This window comes from Ramlibacter sp., assembly GCF_041916345.1.
Lineage (GTDB): Bacteria > Pseudomonadota > Gammaproteobacteria > Burkholderiales > Burkholderiaceae_C > Ramlibacter.
Genome location: NZ_JAYRZR010000014.1, coordinates 1 through 22,238 on the forward strand (window position 1 = coordinate 1; position 22,238 = coordinate 22,238).

The 22,238-nt window shown below is 68.6% G+C and carries 22 protein-coding genes and 1 tRNA gene; 5 read left to right on the top strand and 18 right to left on the bottom strand.

Annotated elements, in window-relative coordinates:
- From nuoH to ACE3T5_RS06310, 16 genes are all read right to left on the bottom strand, one after another.
- Positions 1 to 1,026 (bottom strand): NADH-quinone oxidoreductase subunit NuoH (gene nuoH / locus ACE3T5_RS06235; RefSeq protein WP_374665592.1); only part of this gene is annotated, 1,026 nt, incomplete at its 3' end.
- Positions 1,023 to 3,161 (bottom strand): NADH-quinone oxidoreductase subunit NuoG, encoded by a 2,139-nt coding sequence (gene nuoG, locus ACE3T5_RS06240; RefSeq protein ID WP_374665594.1) that lies wholly within the window; start codon positions 3,159 to 3,161, stop codon positions 1,023 to 1,025. The genes nuoH and nuoG, both read right to left, overlap by 4 nt.
- The gene (gene nuoF / locus ACE3T5_RS06245; RefSeq protein ID WP_374665596.1) at positions 3,158 to 4,525 is read right to left on the bottom strand and encodes an NADH-quinone oxidoreductase subunit NuoF; all 1,368 of its coding nucleotides are present in this window, start codon (positions 4,523 to 4,525) and stop codon (positions 3,158 to 3,160) included. Before nuoF ends, nuoG begins: the two co-directional genes overlap by 4 nt.
- Positions 4,522 to 5,022: an NADH-quinone oxidoreductase subunit NuoE gene (gene nuoE, locus ACE3T5_RS06250; protein WP_374665598.1), complete on the bottom strand. Its 501-nt coding sequence runs from the start codon at positions 5,020 to 5,022 to the stop codon at positions 4,522 to 4,524. Before nuoE ends, nuoF begins: the two co-directional genes overlap by 4 nt.
- A complete protein-coding gene (locus tag ACE3T5_RS06255) occupies positions 5,019 to 6,272 on the bottom strand; it encodes an NADH-quinone oxidoreductase subunit D (RefSeq protein WP_374665600.1) in 1,254 nt (417 codons plus the stop codon). Before ACE3T5_RS06255 ends, nuoE begins: the two co-directional genes overlap by 4 nt.
- Position 6,273: 1 nt before the next feature.
- Positions 6,274 to 6,882: an NADH-quinone oxidoreductase subunit C gene (locus ACE3T5_RS06260; protein WP_374665602.1), complete on the bottom strand. Its 609-nt coding sequence runs from the start codon at positions 6,880 to 6,882 to the stop codon at positions 6,274 to 6,276.
- 9 nt (positions 6,883 to 6,891) lie between these two features.
- A complete protein-coding gene (locus tag ACE3T5_RS06265) occupies positions 6,892 to 7,371 on the bottom strand; it encodes an NADH-quinone oxidoreductase subunit B family protein (RefSeq protein ID WP_374665604.1) in 480 nt (159 codons plus the stop codon).
- A 37-nt stretch (positions 7,372 to 7,408) separates the two neighbouring features.
- Positions 7,409 to 7,780, bottom strand: a complete 372-nt coding sequence (locus ACE3T5_RS06270) for an NADH-quinone oxidoreductase subunit A (protein WP_374665606.1) — start codon at positions 7,778 to 7,780, stop codon at positions 7,409 to 7,411.
- 59 nt (positions 7,781 to 7,839) lie between these two features.
- A tRNA-Leu gene (locus ACE3T5_RS06275) sits at positions 7,840 to 7,924 on the bottom strand.
- A gap of 129 nt (positions 7,925 to 8,053) precedes the next feature.
- Complete coding sequence (gene secG, locus ACE3T5_RS06280; protein WP_374665608.1) at positions 8,054 to 8,470, bottom strand: preprotein translocase subunit SecG; 417 nt, start codon at positions 8,468 to 8,470, stop codon at positions 8,054 to 8,056.
- 31 nt (positions 8,471 to 8,501) lie between these two features.
- Positions 8,502 to 9,263, bottom strand: a complete 762-nt coding sequence (tpiA, locus tag ACE3T5_RS06285; protein WP_374665610.1) for a triose-phosphate isomerase — start codon at positions 9,261 to 9,263, stop codon at positions 8,502 to 8,504.
- Positions 9,264 to 9,273: 10 nt separating this feature from the next.
- Positions 9,274 to 10,260 (bottom strand): NAD(P)H-quinone oxidoreductase, encoded by a 987-nt coding sequence (locus ACE3T5_RS06290; RefSeq protein WP_374665612.1) that lies wholly within the window; start codon positions 10,258 to 10,260, stop codon positions 9,274 to 9,276.
- A gap of 17 nt (positions 10,261 to 10,277) precedes the next feature.
- On the bottom strand, positions 10,278 to 12,614 hold the full coding sequence (pnp, locus tag ACE3T5_RS06295; RefSeq protein ID WP_374665614.1) for a polyribonucleotide nucleotidyltransferase: 2,337 nt from the start codon (positions 12,612 to 12,614) through the stop codon (positions 10,278 to 10,280).
- Positions 12,615 to 12,822: 208 nt separating this feature from the next.
- A complete protein-coding gene (gene rpsO / locus ACE3T5_RS06300) occupies positions 12,823 to 13,086 on the bottom strand; it encodes a 30S ribosomal protein S15 (protein WP_374665616.1) in 264 nt (87 codons plus the stop codon).
- 84 nt (positions 13,087 to 13,170) lie between these two features.
- Positions 13,171 to 14,352, bottom strand: a complete 1,182-nt coding sequence (locus ACE3T5_RS06305; protein WP_374665618.1) for a pyridoxal phosphate-dependent aminotransferase — start codon at positions 14,350 to 14,352, stop codon at positions 13,171 to 13,173.
- Positions 14,353 to 14,356: 4 nt separating this feature from the next.
- Complete coding sequence (locus ACE3T5_RS06310) at positions 14,357 to 15,634, bottom strand: branched-chain amino acid ABC transporter substrate-binding protein (protein ID WP_374665620.1); 1,278 nt, start codon at positions 15,632 to 15,634, stop codon at positions 14,357 to 14,359.
- Between the two features lie 138 nt (positions 15,635 to 15,772).
- Between ACE3T5_RS06310 and ACE3T5_RS06315 the strand changes: the two genes are divergently transcribed.
- Positions 15,773 to 16,150 (top strand): Hsp20/alpha crystallin family protein, encoded by a 378-nt coding sequence (locus ACE3T5_RS06315; protein WP_374665622.1) that lies wholly within the window; start codon positions 15,773 to 15,775, stop codon positions 16,148 to 16,150.
- Between the two features lie 43 nt (positions 16,151 to 16,193).
- On the opposite strand, the gene ACE3T5_RS06320 is transcribed toward ACE3T5_RS06315, so the two are convergent.
- On the bottom strand, positions 16,194 to 16,349 hold the full coding sequence (locus tag ACE3T5_RS06320) for a DUF3149 domain-containing protein (RefSeq protein WP_374665624.1): 156 nt from the start codon (positions 16,347 to 16,349) through the stop codon (positions 16,194 to 16,196).
- A 75-nt stretch (positions 16,350 to 16,424) separates the two neighbouring features.
- On the bottom strand, positions 16,425 to 17,471 hold the full coding sequence (gene tsaD / locus ACE3T5_RS06325) for a tRNA (adenosine(37)-N6)-threonylcarbamoyltransferase complex transferase subunit TsaD (RefSeq protein WP_374665626.1): 1,047 nt from the start codon (positions 17,469 to 17,471) through the stop codon (positions 16,425 to 16,427).
- A 69-nt stretch (positions 17,472 to 17,540) separates the two neighbouring features.
- On the opposite strand from tsaD, the gene ACE3T5_RS06330 reads away from it, so the two are divergent.
- The 4 genes from ACE3T5_RS06330 to ACE3T5_RS06345 all read left to right on the top strand — a co-directional run bounded on the left by ACE3T5_RS06330 (position 17,541) and on the right by ACE3T5_RS06345 (position 22,196).
- Positions 17,541 to 18,773, top strand: coding sequence for a nitrate- and nitrite sensing domain-containing protein (locus ACE3T5_RS06330; RefSeq protein WP_374665628.1), 1,233 nt, complete (start codon positions 17,541 to 17,543; stop codon positions 18,771 to 18,773).
- A 374-nt stretch (positions 18,774 to 19,147) separates the two neighbouring features.
- A complete protein-coding gene (locus tag ACE3T5_RS06335; RefSeq protein ID WP_374665630.1) occupies positions 19,148 to 20,413 on the top strand; it encodes a CmpA/NrtA family ABC transporter substrate-binding protein in 1,266 nt (421 codons plus the stop codon).
- Positions 20,413 to 21,363 carry a nitrate ABC transporter permease gene (ntrB, locus tag ACE3T5_RS06340; RefSeq protein ID WP_374665632.1) on the top strand — a complete coding sequence of 317 codons (951 nt, stop codon included), beginning with the start codon at positions 20,413 to 20,415 and terminating at the stop codon, positions 21,361 to 21,363. Before ACE3T5_RS06335 ends, ntrB begins: the two co-directional genes overlap by 1 nt.
- A gap of 17 nt (positions 21,364 to 21,380) precedes the next feature.
- Entirely contained in the window at positions 21,381 to 22,196 is an 816-nt protein-coding gene (locus ACE3T5_RS06345) for an ABC transporter ATP-binding protein (protein WP_374665634.1), read from the top strand.
- Positions 22,197 to 22,238 lie beyond the last annotated feature (42 nt).

The window sequence follows — 22,238 nt, forward strand, 5'->3', positions numbered from 1 at the left end:
CAGCGTGACCGGGATGAAGATCTTCCAGCCCAGGCGCATGATCTGGTCGTAGCGGTAGCGCGGGAAGGTGGAGCGCACCCAGAGGAACAGCGTGACCACCGCGAAGGTCTTGGCGGCCAGCCAGATCCAGCCCGGGATCCAGTTGAACAGCGCCGAGTCGATCGGAGGCAGCCAGCCGCCCAGGAACATGATGACGGCCAGGATGGACACCAGCCACATGTTGGCGTACTCCGCCAGGAAGAACATGGCGAAGCTCATGCCCGAATACTCGATCATGTGGCCGGCAACGATCTCGGACTCACCCTCCACCACGTCGAACGGGTGGCGGTTGGTCTCGGCCAGGCCGGAGATGAAGTAGACGACGAAGATCGGCAGCAGCAGCAGCCAGTTCCAGGACAGGAAGTTCAGGCCCATGTCGGCCCACATGCCCTTGGCCTGGTTCATGACGATATCGGTCATGTTCAGGCTGCCCGCCACCATGAGCACCACCACCAGGCAGAAGCCCATGGCGATCTCGTAGCTCACCATCTGCGCCGAGGCGCGCAGCGCGCCCAGGAACGCGTACTTCGAGTTCGAGGCCCAGCCGGCGATGATGACGCCATACACCTCCAGCGAGGTGATCGCCATCAGGAACAGCAGCCCGGCGTTGATGTTGGCCAGCGCGATGTCCGGCCCGAAAGGCACCACCACCCAGGCCGCGAGCGCCGGCATGATGGTCATGATGGGGCCCAGCAGGAACAGACCCTTGTGCGCCACCGTCGGCAGGATGATTTCCTTCGTGAGCAGCTTCAGCGCGTCGGCGATGGGCTGCAGCAGGCCGAAGGGACCGATGCGGTTGGGGCCGGGACGCACCTGCGTCCAGCCGATGGCCTTGCGCTCCCACAGCGTCAGGTAGGCCACCGCGCCCATCAGCGGGGCGACGACGCAGACGATCTTGATCAGGTTCCAGATCACGGGCCATCCCAGGCCGGTCCACCAGGTGGCGCCGATGAGGCCATGGCCGAAGCCGTACAGCGTGTCGATCATGCCGTCACCTCCCGGGCCTGCGCGCCCGCGGCGCGGCCATCGGCCGTCTGCTGCAGCGAGGGCGCGCGGCGCACGACGCCATCGAGCTGGTAGATCGCGGCGGTCACCGGGCGGCCAGTGGTGCCGCCAGTGCGGATCGCGGCGCTGGTGGCGTTGTTCAGGCGGCCGCCCTGCACCAGCGGCTGCTGCCAGTCGGCGGCGCCGCGCGCGGCGGCCAGCACGTCCTGCGTGGACTCGAACTCGAAGCCCTTGAGGCCCAGCAGGTTGCCCAGCACGCGCAGCACCTTCCAGCCGGGGCGCGCTTCGCCCAGCGGCTTGACCACCGCGTGGAAGCCTTGCACGCGACCCTCGGCATTGACAAAGGTGCCCGGCGTCTCGGTCCAGGGCGCGATGGGCAGCAGCACGTCGCTGATGTCCATGTTGGCCTTGAACGGGCTGAGGGTGACGACCATGTCGGCCTGGCCGACCGTGGCGGCCGATTGGGCGCCACCCGCGGCGTCGAAGGCCGGCTCGGTGTTCAGCAGCAGCACGGCCTTCAGGCCGCCGGCGAGCATCTGGCCGGCATTCAGACCGCCGGCGCCCGGCTCGGCACCGACGAGCTGCGCGCCCACGGTGTTGGCGGCCTCGGTGAGGTAGCCCACAGTGGCGCCGGTCTGCGCACCGATCCAGTTGGCCAGCGCCAGCAGCGAGGAGGCATTGGCGTGATGCGCGGCAGCGTTGCCCAGCAGCACGGCCTTGCGCTCGCCGCCCAGCAGCGAGGTGGCGATGGCCTTGGCCTCATCCGTGGCCTGTCCCTGCACGGGGGCCTGCGCGCCCGTCTCAGCGGCAATGGCGGAGGCGACGTCCGCCAGCACGCGCACCCAGTCGCCGGCCGGCACGGTGACGCGCTGCGCGATGGGCATGGCCCAGTCGTCGGCGGCATCGTGGATCACGCTCACGCGGCCACCCGCGCGCACCGCCGCGCGCACGCGCAGCGCGAACAGAGGGTGCTCCTTGCGGAGGTTCGAGCCCACCACCAGCGCACGCTGCAGCGTGGACAGCGAGGCGATGCTCGTGCCCAGCCACCGCACGCCCTCGGCGGGCGCGAACTCGGCGTGACGCAGGCGGTGGTCGATGTTCTCGCTGCCCAGGCCGCGCACCAGGTTCGCGGCGAGGAACAGCTCCTCCACCGTGCTGTGCGGGCTCACCAGCGCGCCGATGGCCTTGGCGCCCTGCTCCGCCTTGACCTGCTTCAGGCCGTTGGCGACGTATTCCAGCGCGGTCTGCCAGTCGACCGTCTTCCACTCGCCGCCCTGCTTGAGCATGGGCGCGGTCAGGCGCTCGGGGCCGTTGAGCGCCTCATAGGAGAAGCGGTCGCGGTCGGCCAGCCAGCATTCGTTGACGTCGTTGTTCTCGAACGGCAGAACGCGCATCACCTTGTTGTTCTTGACCTGCACGATCAGGTTGGCACCGGTGGAATCATGCGGGCTCACCGACTTGCGGCGCGACAGCTCCCAGGGGCGCGCGCTGTAGCGGAACGGCTTGCTCGTGAGCGCGCCGACCGGGCACAGGTCGATCATGTTGCCGGAGACCTCGGAGTCGACCGTGTCGCCCACCACCGTGGTGATCTCGGAGTGTTCGCCGCGGTGCACCATGCCCAGTTCCATGATGCCCGCGATCTCCTGGCCGAAGCGCACGCAGCGGGTGCAGTGGATGCAGCGGCTCATTTCCTCCATGGAGATGAGCGGGCCGACGTCCTTGTGCGGCACCACGCGCTTTTCTTCCGTGTAGCGCGAGGAGGAACCGCCGTAGCCCACGGCGAGATCCTGCAACTGGCATTCGCCGCCCTGGTCGCAGATGGGGCAGTCCAGCGGGTGGTTGATGAGCAGGAACTCCATCACCGACTGCTGGGCCTTGATCGCCTTGTCGCTCTTGGTGCGCACGATCATGCCGTTGGTGACGGGCGTGGCGCAGGCCGGCATGGGCTTGGGCGCCTTCTCCACGTCGACCAGGCACATGCGGCAGTTGGCCGCGATGGAGAGCTTCTTGTGGTAGCAGAAGTGCGGGATGTAGGTGCCCGCCTTCTCGGCCGCATGCATCACCATGCTGCCTTCGGCCACCTGGACCTTCTGGCCGTCGAGTTCGATTTCAATCATGCTTGGACTCCCTCGCCTCTCTGGGGAGAGGGTTGGGGTGAGGGGCTGGCCGCCGCGGCGATCTTCGCCTCGAACTCGTGGCGGAAGTGCTTGATCATGGCGCGCACCGGCATCGCGGCGGCATCGCCCAGTGCGCAGATGGTGCGGCCCATGATGCTGTCGGCCACGTTGTTCAGCAGGTCGATGTCGGCCGGCGTAGCCTGGCCGTGGCTGATGCGATCCACCAGCCGCCAGAGCCAGCCCGTGCCCTCGCGGCAAGGCGTGCACTGCCCGCAGGACTCATGCATGTAGAAGTAGGACAGGCGCTTGAGCGACTCGACCATGTCGCGCGTCTCGTCCATCACGATGACGGCACCCGAGCCCAGCATGGAGCCGGCCTTGGCGATGGAGTCGTAGTCCATCGTGCAATTCATCATGATCTCGGCCGGCAGCACCGGGGCCGAGGAGCCGCCGGGGATCACGGCCTTGAGCTTGCGGCCGCCGCGCACGCCGCCACAGAGTTCGAGCAGCTTGGCGAACGGCGTGCCCAGCGGGATCTCGTAGTTGCCGGGCCGCTCGACATCCCCCGAGACCGAGAAGATCTTGGTGCCGCCGTTGTTGGGCTTGCCGCACTCCAGGTAGGCCTGGCCGCCGTTGCGGATGATCCAGGGCACCGCGGCGAAGGTCTCGGTGTTGTTGATGGTGGTGGGCTTGCCGTACAGGCCGAAGCTGGCCGGAAACGGCGGCTTGAAGCGCGGCTGGCCCTTCTTGCCCTCCAGCGACTCCAGCAGGGCCGTTTCTTCACCGCAGATGTAGGCGCCGAAGCCGTGCGCCGCGTGCAGCTGGAAGTTGAACGACGAGCCGAGGATGCCGTTGCCCAGGTAGCCGGCGGCACGCGCCTCTTCCAGGGCTTCCTCGAAGCGGTCGTAGACCTGGAAGATCTCGCCGTGGATGTAGTTGTAGCCCACGTTGATGCCCATCGCGTAGGCCGCGATGATCATCCCCTCGATCACGATGTGAGGGTTGTACATGAGGATGTCGCGGTCCTTGCAGGTCCCCGGCTCACCCTCATCGGAATTGCACACCAGGTACTTCTGCCCCGGGAACTGCCGCGGCATGAAGCTCCACTTCAGGCCCGAGGGGAAGCCCGCGCCACCGCGGCCACGCAGGGCGGATTCCTTCACCGTGGCGATGACCTGATCCTGCGTGAGGCCCTCGCCGATGATCTTCTTCAGCGCGGCGTAGCCGTCGCGGGCCTCGTAGTCCTTCAGCCGCCAGTTCGTGCCGTCCAGGTCCTTGTAGATCTGCGGGCTGATGTGGCGACCGTGGAAGCAGGTCTGCACGCCGGTGGCGGCGAACTGGGCAAGCACTTGCTGGGGATTCACTTCGCGCCCTCCGCGGCCTTCAGCCCGTCGACGAGCTGGTCGAGCTTGTCGTTGCTCATGAAGCTGCACATGGTGCGGTCGTTCACCAGCATCACCGGCGAATCGGCGCAGGCACCCAGGCATTCGCTCTGCTGCAGGGTGAACAGGCCGTCCGGCGTGGTCTCGCCCATCTTCACGCCGAGCTTGCGCTCCAGGTGGTGCAGCGCCTTCTGGCCGTCACGCAGCTGGCACGGCAGGTTGGTGCACACGTTCAACTTGTACTTGCCCACCGGCTGCTGGTTGTACATGTTGTAGAACGTCGTGACCTCGTGCACGGCGATCTGCGGCATGCCCAGGTAGTCGGCGATGACCTGCTCGCTCTCCTGGCTGACCCAGCCCAGTTCCTGCTGCACGATGGCCAGGCAGGCCATCACGGCGGACTGCTTCTGGTCGGCGGGGTACTTGGCGACCTCGCGCGCGAAGCGCGCACGGGTGGCCTCGGTGATTCCGGTGCTCATCGGTCAATCTCTCCGAACACGATGTCCATGGTGCCGATGATGGCCACGGCATCGGCGATCATGTGGCCGCGGCCCATCTCGTCGAGGGCGGCCAGGTGGGGGAAGCCCGGCGCGCGGATCTTCAGGCGGTACGGCTTGTTGGCGCCGTCGCTCACGATGTAGATGCCGAACTCGCCCTTGGGGTGCTCCACGGCGGCATAGGCCTCGCCCTCGGGCACGCGGAAGCCTTCGGAGAAGAGCTTGAAGTGGTGGATCAGCTCCTCCATGTTGCTCTTCATGGCCTCACGGCTGGGCGGCGCCACCTTGTGGTTGTCGGTGATCACCGGGCCGGGGTTGGCGCGCAGCCACTGCACGCACTGCTCGATGATGCGGTTGGACTGCCGTAGCTCCTCGACACGCACGAGGTAGCGGTCGTAGCAGTCGCCCGTCTTGCCGATCGGCACGTCGAAATCCATCTTCGCGTACACGTCGTAGGGCTGCTGCTTGCGCAGGTCCCAGGCGATGCCGGAGCCGCGCAGCATGGCGCCTGTGAAGCCCATGGCGAGCGCGCGCTCGGGCGTGACCACGCCGATGCCCACGGTGCGCTGCTTCCAGATGCGGTTGTCGGTGAGCAGCGTCTCGTACTCGTCCACGTACTTCGGGAATCGCTTCGTGAAGTCGTCGATGAAGTCGAGCAGCGAGCCCTGGCGATTGGCGTTCAGCTCGTCGATGGCGCGCTGGTTCTTGATCTTGCTGACCTTGTACTGCGGCATGGCGTCCGGCAGGTCGCGGTAGACGCCGCCCGGACGGAAGTAGGCCGCGTGCATGCGCGCGCCCGAGACCGCCTCGTACATGTCGAACAGGTCCTCCCGCTCGCGGAAGCAGTAGATGAGCATGTTCATCGCGCCGCAGTCCAGCCCGTGGCAGCCCAGCCACAGCAGGTGGTTCAGCAGGCGGGTGATCTCGGCGAACATCACGCGGATGTACTGCGCGCGCTCGGGCACCTCGATGCCCAGCATCTTCTCGATGGCCAGGCAATACGCGTGCTCGTTGGCCATCATGGACACGTAGTCCAGGCGGTCCATGTAGGGCAGCGACTGGATGTAGGTGCGCGTCTCGGCCAGCTTCTCGGTGGCGCGGTGCAGCAGGCCGATGTGCGGGTCGGCGCGCTGGATTACTTCGCCGTCGAGCTCGAGCACCAGGCGCAGCACGCCGTGCGCGGCCGGGTGCTGCGGGCCGAAGTTCAGGGTGTAGTTCTTGATTTCGGCCATGTCATAGATTCCCGTACTTCTCTTCGCGGATGATGCGGGGCGTGATCTCGCGCGGCTCGATGGTGACCGGCTGGTAGATCACGCGGCCCTTCTCGGGGTCATAGCGCATCTCCACGTGGCCGGAGATCGGGAAGTCCTTGCGGAACGGGTGGCCGATGAAGCCGTAGTCGGTGAGGATGCGGCGCAGGTCGTCGTGGCCCTCGAAGACGATGCCGTACAGGTCGAAGGCCTCGCGCTCGAACCAGTTGGCCGCCGACCAGACGCCGGTGACGGAGTCGACCACCGGCAGGTCGTCGTCGGGCGCGAACACGCGCAGGCGCACGCGCTGGTTGAGGCTGACCGACAGCAGGTGCGAGACCACGGCGAAACGCTGGCCTTCCCAGGTGCCGGCGCCGTACTCGGAGTAGTCGAGGCCGCACAGGTCGATGATCTGCTCGAAGCGGCAATCGGGCGCGTCGCGCAGGGTGCGCGCGGCCTCCAGGTAGTCAGCGGCGGCGACCTCGACGGTCACCTCGCCGAGCCGCAGGTCGACGCGCCGCGCGCGCTCGCCCAGGGCGGCGGCCACGGTGTTCTTCAGGGCCTCGGGGTCGAGGGAATGGGCTGGATGCATCGTCTGGCCTCAGGTGCGCGCGATGGTCTGCGTGCGGCGGATCTTCTGCTGCAGCTGGATGATTCCGTACAGCAGCGCCTCGGCCGTGGGCGGACAGCCCGGCACGTACACGTCCACCGGGACGATGCGGTCGCAGCCGCGCACCACGGAGTAGCTGTAGTGGTAGTAGCCGCCACCATTGGCGCAGGTGCCCATGGAGAGCACCCAGCGCGGCTCGGCCATCTGGTCGTACACCTTGCGCAGCGCCGGCGCCATCTTGTTGCACAGCGTGCCGGCGACGATCATCAGGTCGCTCTGGCGCGGGCTGGGGCGGAACAGCATGCCGAAGCGGTCGATGTCGTAGCGGGCGGCGCCCGCGTGCATCATCTCCACCGCGCAGCAGGCCAGCCCGAAGGTCATGGGCCAGAGCGAGCCGGTCTTGGCCCAGTTGATCACCGTGTCCACCGTGGTGGTGACGACGCCCTTGTCCAGCATGGCCGGGTTGTTCATGGCGGGATTCCTTGTGCGGTACTGCGGTGCGACGGGATCACTCCCAGTCCAGCGCGCCCTTCTTCCATTCGTAGATGAAGCCCACGACCAGGATGGCCAGGAAGACCATCATGGCCCAGAAGCCCACGGCGCCGATGTCGCGCAGCGCCACGGCCCAGGGGAAGAGGAAGGCGATTTCCAGGTCGAACAGGATGAAGAGGATGGCGACGAGGTAGTAGCGCACGTCGAACTTCATGCGCGCGTCCTCGAAGGCCTCGAAGCCGCATTCGTAGGGGGAATTCTTCTCGGCGTCGGGCTTGCGCACGCCGATGAAGCCCGACACGACCCAGCCGATCACCTGGGGGGCCACGCCGACGCCGATGCCGACGAGGATGAACAGGAGGACAGGGAGGTACTGGTCGAGGTTCATCTGGGGCAGGGTCCGCGCAGGTCGCCTGCGGGCTCATGGCCCGGCAGGCTTTCTTGTCTTGGTGCCGTCGGCGAGACTCGAACTCGCACAGCTTTCGCCACTACCCCCTCAAGATAGCGTGTCTACCAATTTCACCACGACGGCTTTTTCTAACGGTTGCCCGGACGGGCTTGAGGTGTGCATTCCCAGAGGGAACACGGCTATCCGGACAACCACGGAGTGTACTCCGATTCAGACCCCATATTGCGGCGCAACAGAGGTCTTGCGCGACGCTTACTTGGTCGGGATCAAGGCGGCGCCGGAAGCACCCACCGCGGGAGCGGGTGCGACAGGCACCGGCAGCGGCGCGCCCAGGCCCGGAATCTGGTTCACCGGTGCCGCCGCGGAGGCCGCCGCGGCCGGCGCCGGGGCCGCCGTGCGCTCGAGCACGCTGCCGCCGGAGCTGACGGGGCGCGAGCCACCGAAGTAGGCCAGGGCCAGGGTGCTGACGAAGAACACGGTGGCCAGCGCGGCCGTGGACCGCGACAGGAAGTTCGCGCTGCCGGACGCGCCGAACAGGCTGCCGGAGGAGCCGCTGCCGAACGCAGCGCCCATGTCGGCGCCCTTGCCATGCTGCAGCAGGATGAGACCGATCATGCCGAGCGCGGTCAGGATCTGCACGGCCAGCAGCAGGGTCAACAGGACATTCATTCAATTACTCCTAGTTCTTTCGCGAGCCACCTCAGGCCTGGGCGGCACTGGCGGCGGCAATGATCTGCAGGAAATCGGGGGCCTTCAGGGAGGCCCCACCGATCAGCCCGCCATCGATGTCGGGTTGGGCCAGCAGGCTGGCCGCGTTGGCGGCATTCATGCTGCCGCCGTAGAGAATCTGCACGCGCGCCGCGTGGGAGGTGGCGGCGGCCAGCTGCTTTCGCAAGAGGGCATGCACCTGCTGCGCCTGCTCGGGCGTGGCCGTCTTGCCGGTGCCGATGGCCCACACGGGTTCATAGGCAACGACGATCTCGCTGATGCAGTGGCCGTTGACGTGGATCACCGCGGCGAGCTGGCGCTTGACCACCTCCTCGGTGCGGCCGGCCTCGCGCTCGGCCAGCGTCTCGCCCACGCAGACGATGGGCGTGATGCCGCCGGCCAGCGCGGCCTTGGCCTTCTCGGCCACCAGCGCATCGGTCTCGCCGTGGTACTGGCGGCGCTCGGAATGGCCGACGATGGCATAGCGCACGCCGAACTCGCGCAGCATGGCCGCCGAGATCTCACCGGTGTAGGCGCCCGCCGCGTGCGGCGAGACGTCCTGCGCGCCGAGTTCCAGTGCCGAGCCGGCACGCAGCATCTGCACCTGCGCCAGATAGGGCGCGGGCACGCACACGGCCACCTGGCAGCGCGCGTCGCCCAGGCCCGCGGCCACGGCGCGCACCAGCGCGTCGTTCGCCTCGAGCGAGCCGTTCATCTTCCAGTTGCCGGCGACAAGTTTCTTCTTCGTGGTCATGGCATGCGCCTCACCAGGTGAGCACGATCTTCCCGATGTGCTGGTTCGACTCCATCAGCTCGTGCGCCCGCGCGGCCTCCGCGGCGGGGAAGCGGCTGTGGATGACGGTCTTCACGGCGCCGGCGGCCAGCAGCGGCCACACGTTCGCCTTCAGGGCGGCAGCGATGGCACTCTTGAAGGCCACCGGTCGCGGCCGCAGCGTGGAGCCGGTGATGAGCAGTCGGCGCCGCAGCACCAGCCCGGCATTGAAGCCGCTCTTCACCCCGCCCTGCACCGCGATGATGACCAGGCGGCCGTCCTCGGCCAGGCACTCCACCTCGCGCGCGACGTAGTCGCCGGCGACCATGTCGAGGATCACGTCGACGCCACGGCCGTCGGTGAAGCGCTTCGCCTCCTCGGCGAAGTCCTGCGTGCGGTAGTTGATGGCGTGGTCGGCGCCCAGCTCCAGGCAGGCCTGGCACTTGGCTTCGCTGCCAGCCGTGGCGATCACGCGGGCGCCCCGGGCCTTGGCCATCTGGATCGCCGTCACGCCGATGCCGCTGGTGCCGCCCTGCACGAGCAGGGTCTCGCCAGCCTGCAGGCGGCCGCGGTCGAACACGTTGCTCCACACGGTGAAGAAGGTCTCGGGCAGCGAGGCCGCCTGCACGGCATCAAGCCCCGCAGGCACCGGCAGGCACTGGCCGACCGGGGCCACGCACAGCTCGGCATAGCCGCCGCCAGCGACCAGCGCGCACACCGCGTCGCCCACTGCGAAGCCCGCGGCCGCCATCGCGGCGGCGTCACCGCCGATGATCTCGCCCGCGACCTCCAGGCCGGGGATGTCCGAGGCGCCGGGCGGCACCGGGTAGTTCCCGGTGCGCTGCAGCACGTCAGGCCGGTTCACGCCGCTGGCGGCCACGCGGATCAGCACCTCGCCGGGGCCGGCCACGGGGTCGGGCCGGTCGGCCAGGCGCAGCACCGCCGGGGCGCCGTACTGGCTGATCTCGATCGCGCGCATCCGCGTCGCTCCGGGGCTCAGGCCTGCTGCGCGTCGCCGCCGGAAGCCTGCTGCTGCTGGGCCTGTGCGGCCGCGGCATCACCGCCACCGGCCTCGGCCGGTTGCTGCGCAGGCAGCGGACGCTCGGCGCGCTCGCGGTTCTCGCGCGGTTCACGGGGTTCACGCGCCTCGCGCGGCTCGCGGAACTCGCGCGGCTCGCGGCCTTCGCGCGGGCCGCGGCCTTCGCGGGGCTCACGCGGCTCGCGCTCGGGCATGCCGGCCGGGCGCTCGGTCAGCGCCTTCATGGACAGCTTCACGCGGCCCTTCTCGTCGGTCTCGAGCACCTTGACCTTCACCACCTGGCCTTCGCTCAGGTAGTCGGTGACCTTCTCCACGCGCTCGTGGGCGATCTGGCTGATGTGCAGCAGGCCATCCTTGCCGGGCAGCAGGTTGACCAGCGCGCCGAAGTCGAGGATCTTGGTGATCGGGCCTTCGTAGACCTTGCCCACCTCGACGTCGGCGGTGATCTGCTCGATGCGCTTCTTCGCCTCGGCGGCCTTGTCGGCGTCGGTGGAGGCGATGGTGATGGTGCCGTCTTCCCCGATGTCGATCTGGGTGCCGGTCTCCTCGGTCAGCGCGCGGATCACGGCGCCGCCCTTGCCGATCACGTCGCGGATCTTCTCGGGGTTGATCTTCATCGTGTACAGGCGCGGCGCGAAGTTGCTCACGTCGGTCTTGGCCTCGCCCAGGGCTTCCTGCATCTTGCCCAGGATGTGCATGCGCGCTTCCTTGGCCTGCGCCAGGGCGACCTGCATGATCTCCTTCGTGATGCCCTGGATCTTGATGTCCATCTGCAGGGCGGTGATGCCGTTGACGGTGCCGGCGACCTTGAAGTCCATGTCGCCGAGGTGGTCCTCGTCGCCCAGGATGTCGGTCAGCACGGCAAAGCGGTTGGCTTCCTTGATCAGGCCCATGGCGATGCCGGCCACGTGCGCCTTCATGGGCACGCCGGCGTCCATCAGCGACAGGCAGCCGCCGCAGACCGAGGCCATGGAGGACGAGCCGTTGGACTCGGTGATCTCGGAGACCACGCGCATCACGTACGGGAACTCTTCCTTGCTGGGCAGCAGCGGGATCAGCGCGCGCTTGGCCAGGCGGCCGTGACCGACCTCGCGGCGCTTGGTGCTGCCCATGCGGCCCACTTCACCGGTGGCGAAGGGAGGCATGTTGTAGTGGAACAGGAAGCGGTCATGGAACTCGCCGGCCAGCGCGTCGATGCGCTGGGCGTCCTGCTCGGTGCCGAGGGTGGAGACCACCAGCGCCTGCGTCTCGCCGCGCGTGAACAGCGCGGAGCCATGGGTGCGCGGCAGCACGCCGGTGCGGATCTCGATCGGGCGCACGGTACGCGTGTCGCGGCCGTCGATGCGCGGCTCACCGGAGAGGATCTGGCCGCGCACGACGCGGGCCTCGATCTCGAACAGGAGGTTGTCGACCTTGATCGGGTCGAACGCAACGCCCTGCTCCGCCAGCGCGGCCTTCACGCCCGCGGTGGCTTCGCGCAGCGCCTGGGTGCGGGCCTGCTTGCTGCGGATCTGGTAGGCGGCGCGGATCTTCTCCTCGGCCAGGCCGGTGACGGTGGCGATGAAGCCCTCGTCCTTGGCCGGCGGCTGCCAGTCCCACACGGGCTTGCCGGCTTCGCGCACCAGTTCATGGATGGCGTTGATGGCGATCTTGCCCTGCTCGTGGCCGAAGACGACGGCGCCCAGCATCACCTCTTCGGACAGCTGGTTGGCCTCGGACTCGACCATCAGCACGGCGGATTCGGTACCGGCGACGACCAGGTCGAGATCGCTGACCTTGCGGGCGCTGGGGCCGGGGTTCAGCACGTACTCACCGTTGACGTAGCCCACGCGGGCGGCGCCGATGGGGCCATTGAACGGGATGCCGGAGATGGACAGCGCGGCCGAGGTGCCGATCATGGCGGCGATGTCGGCGTCGACCTCGGGGTTGAGCGACACCGTGTGGATGACGACGTGCACCTCGTTGTAGAAGCCGTCCGGGAACAGAGGGCGGATCGGGCGGTCGATCAGGCGGCTGGTCAGCGTCTCCAGCTCGCTGGGCTTGGCTTCCCGCTTGAAGAAGCTGCCGGGGATCTTGCCGGCGGCGTAGGTCTTCTCGATGTAGTCGACGGTGAGCGGGAAGAAATCCTGCCCGGGCTTGGCGGTCTTGGAGCCGACCACCGTGGCGAGCACGACCGTGTCGTCGATGTTCACCAGCACGGCGCCGGAGGCCTGGCGCGCGATCTCGCCGGTTTCGAGCGTGACGGTGTGGCTGCCCCACTGGAAGGTCTTGGTGACCTTGTTGAAGATGCTCATGTTCCTGACTCCTGGTTGGGTTGGGAGCGGGTCGAACACGAATGCCATTCCTGAGGGGCTGGGGGATGCACCCCGGTTGCCCGGCAACCCCTGAGGAATGACACGGCTTGTGTCCGGAACCGACGCTCGATGAAATGACAAAGGGGCTTGGCGCGAGGAAAGGGCTGTCTCCCTGCTCCCCGGCGCCCAGCCCCTGACCCCTGCGTCTTTACTTGCGCAGGCCGAGCTTGCCGATGAGCGCGGTGTAGCGCTCGGCGTCCTTGTCCTTCAGGTACGCCAGCAGGCTCTTGCGGCGGTTCACCATGCGCAGCAGGCCGCGACGGCCATGGTGGTCCTTGGCGTGCGTCTTGAAGTGCGGGGTGAGCTCGTTGATGCGGGCCGTGAGAAGCGCGACTTGCACTTCGGGGCTGCCGGTATCGTTGGCGGCGCGGGCATGGGCCGCGACGACCTCTGCCTTGTTGATGGCGGTCATGGTGTGTCCTTGAACGTTGTTGACTTGCGCTGGGCGGCGGGACTGCCCCCCAGCGTGCGTTCCGCGAAATGCAGAACCGGCGGATTATATAGGAGCGCCCGTCTGACGGCCTTCCAGCCAGCCGGCGAGGCGCTCCACGCCCAGCCGCAGGCGCTGCACATCGCGCGAGGCGAAGCACCAGCGCAGCCAGCCCTGGGCCTCCGGTGCGAAGGCGTTGCCAGGCGCCAGGCCGAGGCCGGCTTCGGCCACCAGGCGCTTGGCCACCGCCAGCGAATCGGCCTGGCCGTGCAGGCGGAAGAAAGCGTACATGCCGCCGTCGGCCGCCGCCAGTTCCACGCCCGGCAGGGCCTGCAGCAGCGGCACCAGCGTGTCGCGGCAGTGCCGCAGATGCGCCACCACGCGCGGCGTGACCTCGTCCGTGCGCGTGATGGCCGCGATGGCCGCGCGCTGCACGAAGACGCTGGCACACGACGTGTTGAACTCGATCAGCTTGCCCATGTGCTCGGTCATGGCCGGCGGCATCACCAGCCAGCCCATGCGCCAGCCGGTCATGAGGAAGCTCTTGGAGAAGCTGTGGGCGACGACCAGCCGATCCTCGGGCGCGGCGATGTCCAGGAAGCTGGGCGCGCAGGCCAGCGGCCCGGCGCCCGCGCCGTAGTACAGGCGCTCGTACACCTCGTCCGCCAGGATCCAGGTGCCCGTGCGACGGCAATGGTCCAGGATGGCCTGCTGCTCGGCCCGCGTGAGCGTCCAGCCGGTCGGGTTGTTGGGCGCATTCACCACCAGCAGCTTCGTGGCCGGCGTCACCGTGTCCAGCAGTTCCTGCAGGTCCAGCCGCCAGGCGCCGCCCTGCGGGTGCAGCGACACGCGCCGCAGGCGGGCACCCATGATGAGCGGCTGCGCCGTGAGGTTGGGCCACACCGGCGTGACGGCCACCACCTCGTCGCCGGCGTCCACCAGGGCCTGCACCGCGAGCATGAGCGCGTTCACGCCGCCGGAGGTGACGGCGATGCGCCCCGCGTCCATGCGGCCATGCAGGCGAGTGGTGTAGGCGGCGATGGCCTCGCGCAGCTCGGGCAGGCCCAGGTTGTGGGCGTAGAAGGTCTCGCCCGCGCGCAGCGATTCGATGGCGGCTTCGCGGATGAAGTCCGGCGTGACTTCGTCGCTCTCGCCGAACCAGAAGGCCAGCACGTCGTCGCGGCCCAGGCCGGCATTGGCGACCTCGCGGATGCGCGAGGCTTCGAGATTCAGCACGGTCTGTCGCATGGCCTCAGGCGCCTTCCGGTCGGTTCAACTTGCAGCTGTGCGGCAGCTCGGCCTGCTGCGCCGTGAGCTGCCGCACCACGCGGAAGCCGTAGCCCGAGCCTTCCACATCGAATTTCACGCCCGGGGCACCGAGCTTGTCCATCACGCCGACCACCAGGGACTGCTGGAACTGGTGGTCACCCGCGCGCATGCGGCCCGACTGGCCGGCGAAGCGCACCTGCGCCTGCTCCAGCGCCACCGCCAGCAGCACCGCGTCGGCCGTGCCCGCGCGCTCGATGGCCTGCGCGAGTGCCTCCACCATCAGTTGCATGCGCATGTGCACGTAGTCATCGGCCGGCTTGGGATAGCGCTGGCGGAAGGCCTGGTAGAAGGCCTCGCTCTCGGCGGTGGGCACGTTGGGCAGCCAGTCGGCCACCGCGACCACCTTGCCCACGCCGGCCTCGCCGATGGCGGCAGGCGCGCCGAGGGCGTTGCCGTAGAAGGTGTAGAAGCGGCCGTCGAAGCCCGACTCGCGCGCGGCCTTGACGAGCAACGTGAGGTCATTGCCCCAGTTGCCGGTGATCACCGCCTGGGCGCCGCTCGCCTTGATCTTCGCCGCGTACGGCGCGAAGTCCTTGATGCGGCCGAGCGGATGCAGCTCTTCCGCGGCGATGCGCACGTCGGGCCGTTGCGCCGCCAGCTGCCGCTTCGCCTCGCGCAGCACCGCCTGGCCGAAGCTGTAGTCCTGCCCGATCAGGTAGGCGGCCTTCAGCGCGGCATCCTCCTTCATCACCTCCATCAATGCGGCCATGCGCATGTCGGCATGGGCGTCGAAGCGGAAGTGCCAGAAGCTGCACTTCTCGTTGGTGAGCGCGGGGTCGACCGCGGAGTAGTTGAGGAACAGCACGCGGCGCGCCGGATCGCGCTCGTTGTGCTTGCCGATGGCGTCGATCAGCGCGGCGGCGGCCGCGGACGAGTTGCCCTGCACCACGATGCGCGCGCCGCCGTCGATGGCCGATCGCAGCGCTGACAGCGCCTCCTCGTTCTGGCCCTTGCTGTCGTAGCGGTCCAGCTGCAGCCGGCGCGGGCCCTGCGCGGTCCGCACGCCGCCGCGCTGGTTGACGCGCTCCACCGCCCAGATCAGGTTGCGGAACACCGCCTCGCCCGTGTTGGCGAAGGGGCCGGAGAGGCCCTCGATCATCGCGATGCGGATGGGCGCGGCGTCGGTCTGGGCGAGTACGGTGCCAGACGCCGCTGCGAGCGCGGCGGCTGATTTCAAGAGGGTGCGGCGTTGGATTTTCATCGGGTCGGATCCTTGAAACGGGCCGCCGCGCACACACCTGCCATGTCAAGCGGCCCTCCCTGAAAGCCGCGCAGTGTAGGCGATGGCGCGCAACGGATCGTGCCGTGCCACCCACAACCTCAGCCAATGGAGCCCGACATGATCTTCGCCCCCGCCCTGCGCACCCGCGCCTGCATGCCCGCCGCCCGCGCCTTCGACCGCGAGTTCGAGCGCTTCCTGACCGAGTCCTTCGTGCGCCCCGCGGGCAGCCCGCGCGTCGAGCAGGACGAACAGGGCTGGACCGTCGCCCTGGACATCCCCGGTGTGGCGCGCGAGCACCTCGCCATCGAGATCGATGGCGCCGTCGTGCGCATCCAGACCCAGGCCGATGCGCCGCGCCAGGTGCAGGCCGCCTATGAGCTGCCGGCGGAGATCGATGCCGACGCCACCACGGCGAAGCTGGAGAACGGCGTGCTGACGCTGCGCCTGGCGCGCAAGCAGCCAGCCGTCACGTCGCGCAAGGTGGAAGTGCAGTGAGCTGACGCCCGTCATGCCCGCGCAGGCGGGCATCCAGGAGGCTTCAGAGCTTGCCTTCGCGGCGGGCTCGCGCCTCGTCTTCCTTCATGTGGCTGATGAAGAAGCGCGTGAAGAAGGCGCCCATGCCCAGGGTGATGGCGATCACCGCGGCGCTCATCAGGCCGTAGTCGGTGGAGAAGAAGTCGGTCAGCGCCTTCATGGCAGTTCCTCGGATGGAAGCAAAGGGGACTGCTGCCATTGAAGACGATCCGCCACCGGACCGCCTTGCGCTGCCTCAAGGTTGCGTCGCGACGATCTCGTGCAGGGGCCAGCGCGGCTTCACGTCGAAGGCATAGGCCGTGGTCGGCTGCTGTACCCCGTGCGCAAGCCGCAATGCGGCGGCCATGGCGATCATCGCGCCGTTGTCGGTGCACAGCGCGAGCTCCGGGTAGTGCACGCGCACGCCGCGCTTCGCGCAGGCCGCGTTGAGCTGCGCGCGCAGCGGCCGGTTGGCGCCCACGCCCCCCGCCACCACGATCCGGTCCAGCCCGGTGGCGGCCAGCGCCGCCAGCGACTTCTTCACCAGCACCTCCACGATGGCCGCCTCGGTGGACGCGGCCAGGTCCGCCTGGCGGGCCGGAAGCTCGTCTCCCAGCTTGCGGGCCTGCGTCAGCACCGCCGTCTTGAGACCGGCAAACGAGAAGTCCAGGTCGCCGCTGTGCAGCAGCGGCCGCGGCAGGCGGAAAGCCTGCGCATCGCCCTGCTGCGCCAGCCGCGACAGCGCCGGCCCGCCCGGATAGCCCAGGCCCAGCAGCTTGGCCGACTTGTCGAAGGCCTCGCCGGCGGCGTCGTCGATGGTCTCGCCCAGCAGCTCGTAACGCCCCACGCCCTCCACCCGCATGAGCTGGGTGTGGCCGCCCGAGACCAGCAGGGCCACGAAGGGGAACTGCGGCGGATCGGCCCCCAGGAAGGGCGACAGCAGGTGGCCCTCCAGGTGATGCACGCCCAGGACCGGCCGCGCCAGCGCCGCGCCCAGCGCGCAGGCCACGCCCGCACCGACCAGCAACGCGCCGGCCAGCCCGGGGCCGCGCGTGTAGGCCACCACCTCCACCTCGTCGAGCGTGCAGCCGCTGTCAGCCAGCACCTGCCTCGCCAGCGGCAGCACACGGCGGATGTGATCACGACTGGCCAGCTCGGGCACCACGCCGCCATAGGCCTGGTGCATGTCCACCTGGCTGTGCAGGGCATGCCCCAGCAGCCGCGGCACCGCCTCGCCAGGCGCGAGCTCGACCACCGCCACGCCGGTTTCGTCGCAGGAGGATTCGATGCCCAGGACCTTCATGGCACCGAGTGTAGTGGGCCGGTTGCACCAAAGATGTGCGCGGCATGGATGTTGCAGCATGCAGACCCGATGAAATCCGGATTGAGCTTTCTGCTGGCGTCACGCCGCTGCGAGATCGGCGAGCTGGAGGCCCTGGCCCACACCAGCGATCTGGTGGCGGCCGTGGCCAACTTCACCCACGCCATCCAGCGCGAGCGCGGCGTCAGCAACGTCTTCCTCGGCTCGCAGGGCCGCCAGTTCGCGAGCGAGCGCGAGCAGCAGATCGCCGCCTGCCTGCGCGAGGAACAGGCGGCGCGGGACTGCTTCGACGCGCTGGACACCGAGGGTGCGCCGGTGCGCAATGGCGCCCGGCTCTTCAGCCGCATCGCCGTGGTGCTGCACGGGCTGGAGTCACTGCCCCGGCTGCGCGCCGACGTCGCCGCGATGACGCTGACCCCGCGCGAGGCCACCAGCGGCTACTCGCGACTCGTCAACGGCCTGCTGGGCGTGGTGTTCGAGGCCGCCGACAGCGCCAACGACCCCCAGGTCTCGCGTGCCTTGGCCGCGATGTTCAACTACATGCAGGGCAAGGAATTCGCGGGCCTGGAGCGAGCCTGCGGCGCCAGCGTGTTCGCCTCGGGCCAGGCCGAGGCCGCGAGCCAGCAGCACTGGCGGCACCTGATCGATTCGCAGCAGGCCTGCTTCCAGGTGTTCGCGGATCTGGCGGAGGCCCCCGTGCTGAACGTGGAGCAGGCCAGCATCGACCTGCGCGGCATGGCGGAGCTGGAGCGCCTGCGCCGCGTTGCCCTGAGCGCCGGCGCACCGGCCCGCGTGGACACCAGCCTTTCGCGCGTCTGGTATGACTGCTGCACGCGCCGCATCGACGCCATGCGTGAGGTGGAACGGGTGCTGGCGGAGCACCTGCGGCAGCTGTGCGAGCGCCGCATTGCCCTGGCGCGCGAGGAATTGCGCAATCAGCAGGCCGCGCTGGAGGCCCTCTCGGCCCAGGCCGAGGCCGCCACGGCGGAAGGCCCGGCGCCCCTGGGCCCGCACCTGGAACGCTCCATCCTGGGCCTGGTGCAGGAGCAGACGCGCCGCCTGCAGAGCGTGAGCGACCAGCTGGAGGCCGTGCGCGCCACGCTGAACGAGCGCAAGGTGGTGGAGCGGGCCAAGGGCCTGCTGATGGCGCACCGGCAACTCTCCGAGGCCGAGGCCTACAAGGCCCTGCGCCAGCTCGCCATGAACCAGAACCGCCGCCTCGCCGACGTGGCCGAAAGCGTGCTGGCGATGGCCGAGGTGCTGCCCGCCCCGCGCAGCCGCTGACCTGCACGCGCGGCGTGCCCGCGCACCGCCGGGGTGCACCGCGAACGTGCATGGCCGGCACGGCTGCCCGTCGACCGCTGGCAGCGCAGCGCCAGCCACACCCTGCCCTTCCAGCCCCTGCGCCAGAGGAAAACTGGCCATTTCGCGCGTGCCCGAACCCGGCCCGCGAGGCGGCCAGCCAGCGTGGAAGGCCAAGCTGGCACGCAATCTGCATGTTGCACTGCAACGCACAGGCCAACGGCGGCCGGTGCAGCGCAGGCGCCAACGACCGGCCCTGCAAAAGGACAACGGCGTCCATCCCTTCGTCCGCGCCCCTTGGCGCGGGCGGCGAGATGGACGCCTTTTTTTTCTTCACGCGAATCCAGGAGTCGACCATGCAACGCAACCCGCTACCGACCGCCACCAAGTTCTCGCGCCGCAGCGTGATCCAGGCCGCCGCCGGCACCGCGCTGGGCCTTTCGCCCGCGCTGCGTGCCACCGCCTGGGCCGCGGGCAGCGACGCACCCGAGAAGAAGGAGGTGAAGATCGGCTTCATCCCGCTGACCGACTGCGCCAGCGTCGTCATGGCCTCGGTGCTCGGCATCGACCAGAAGTACGGCGTGAAGATCATCCCCACGAAGGAGGCCTCGTGGGCCGGCGTGCGCGACAAGCTGGTCAACGGCGAACTGGACTTCGCCCACGTGCTGTACGGCCTGATCTACGGCGTGCACATGGGCACCGCCGGGCCGAAGAAGGACATGGCGATCCTGATGAGCCTGAACAACAACGGCCAGGCCATCACGCTGTCGAAGAAGCTCGCCGACAAGGGCGCGGTCGATGCTGCCTCGCTCGCCAAGCTGATGGCCACCGAGAAGCGTGACTACACCTTCGCGCAGACCTTCCCCACGGGCACCCATGCCATGTGGATCTACTACTGGCTGGCCTCCGCGGGCATCAACCCGTTCAAGGACGCCAAGGCCATCACCGTGCCGCCCCCGCAGATGGTGGCGAACATGCGGGTGGGCAACATGGACGGCTTCTGCGTCGGCGAGCCCTGGGGCCACCGCGCCATCATGGACGGCATCGGCATCACCGCGGTGACCACCCAGGACATCTGGAAGGACCACCCGGAGAAGACGCTGGGCACAACGGCCGAGTTCGTCAAGAAATACCCCAACACCGCCCGCGCGGTGACGGCCGCCATCCTGGAGGCAGGCAAGTGGATCGACGCCGGCCTGCAGAACAAGATGAAGATGGCCGAGACGGTGGCCGACAAGAGCTACGTCAACACCGGTGTGGACGCCATCAACCAGCGCATCCTGGGCCGCTACCAGAACGGCCTGGGCAAGACCTGGGACGACCCCAACCACATGAAGTTCTACAACGATGGCCTGGCCACGTTCCCGTATCTGTCTGACGGCATGTGGTTCCTGACGCAGCACAAGCGCTGGGGCCTGATCAAGGACCACCCGGACTACCTGGGCATCGCGAAGCAGATCAACCAGATCGAGATCTACAAGCAGGCCGCCGCGGCCACCAAGACGCCGGTGCCCAAGGACGTGATGCGCAGCAGCAAGCTGATCGACGGCGTGGTGTGGGACGGCAAGGACCCGAAGAAGTACGCCGACAGCTTCAAGGTCAGCATGACGGGAGCCGCGTGATGGTCAGCGCTGTCTTCCACGCCCCCCTCGAAGCCGCTGGCGCCGCCGTGGACCGCCCCGCCCCCCGCCCGGCCGCCGTGCCGGTGCCCGCCGCCAACGACCCGGTGGCGCCTGCCGCCGCGGCGGCCACCACAGCAGCCACGCCGGCCGCGTCGCGCACGCCCATCGACTGGCGCGGCATCGTGCTGCGCGTGCTGCCGCCCATCCTGGGCATCGGCCTGCTGATCGGCATCTGGTCACTCACCGCGATGACGAGCAACGGCGCCTTTCCCACGCCCACGGAGACGTGGAAGCAGGCGGTCACCGTGTTCGGCGATCCCTTCTACCGCAAGGGCCCCAACGACCAGGGCATCGGCTGGAACGTGCTCACCTCGCTGCAGCGCGTGGCCATGGGCTTCGGCATGGCGGCGGTGGTGGGCATTCCGCTGGGCTTCCTGATCGGCCGCTTCAGCTTCCTGTCGCGCATGTTCAACCCGCTCATCAGCCTGCTGCGTCCGGTGTCGCCGCTGGCCTGGCTGCCGATCGGCCTGATGGTGTTCAAGGGCGCCAATCCGGCGGCCATCTGGACCATCTTCATCTGCTCCATCTGGCCCATGATCATCAACACGGCCGTCGGCGTGCAGCGCGTGCCCACCGACTACATGAACGTGGCGCGGGTGCTGAACCTCTCCGAATGGAAGATCGTCACCAAGATCCTGTTCCCGGCCGTGCTGCCCTACATGCTGACCGGCGTGCGCCTGGCCGTCGGCACCGCGTGGCTGGTGATCGTGGCAGCGGAGATGCTCACCGGCGGCGTCGGCATCGGCTTCTGGGTCTGGGACGAGTGGAACAACCTGAACGTGAAGAACATCGTCATCGCGATCTTCACGATCGGCATCGTCGGCCTGCTGCTGGAGTTCGCGCTCATCAAGCTGGCCACCGCGTTCACCTACGAAGACGTGAAGCTCTGAGACCCGAGGAGACAACCATGAGTGACAGCCTGACCACCAAGTACATCGAGATCCAGGGCGTGGAGCAGACGTTCCGCACCGCCAAGGGCCCCTTCCTGGCGCTGCGCGACATCAACCTGACCGTGGCCAAGGGCGAGTTCGTCGCCCTCATCGGCCACTCCGGCTGCGGCAAGTCCACGCTGCTGAACCTGATCGCCGGCCTGACCCGCCCCACGCAGGGCACCCTGCTGTGCGCCAACCGCGAGATCGCGGGGCCCGGCCCGGACCGCGGCGTGGTGTTCCAGAACCATTCGCTGCTGCCCTGGCTCACCTGCCACGAGAACATCCACCTCGCGGTGGAGCGGGTGTTCGGCGCCACCGAGACCCGCGCGCAACTGAAGGCCCGCACCGAGGCGGCGCTGGCCCTGGTGGGCCTGTCGCATGCGGCGAACAAGCGGCCGGGCGAGATCTCCGGCGGCATGAAGCAGCGCGTGGGCATCGCCCGCGCCCTGTCGATGGAGCCCAAGGTGCTGCTGATGGATGAACCCTTCGGCGCGCTCGACGCCCTCACCCGCGCCAAGCTGCAGGACGAGCTGCTGCAGATCGTCGCCACCACGCAGAGCACGGTGGTGATGGTCACGCATGACGTGGACGAGGCCGTGCTGCTGTCGGACCGCATCGTGATGATGACCAACGGCCCGGCCGCCACCATCGGCGAAGTGCTGACCGTGAACCTGCCGCGCCCGCGCAGCCGCGTGGAGCTGGCCGAGAACCCCGACTACCTGCACGCGCGCAAGGCGGTGATCGACTTCCTCTACACGCGCCAGGCGCACGTGGAGAAGCTCGCCGCCTGACACCCAGTCGACCGGAACCGGGGGAACAGCCAGCGCAGACCG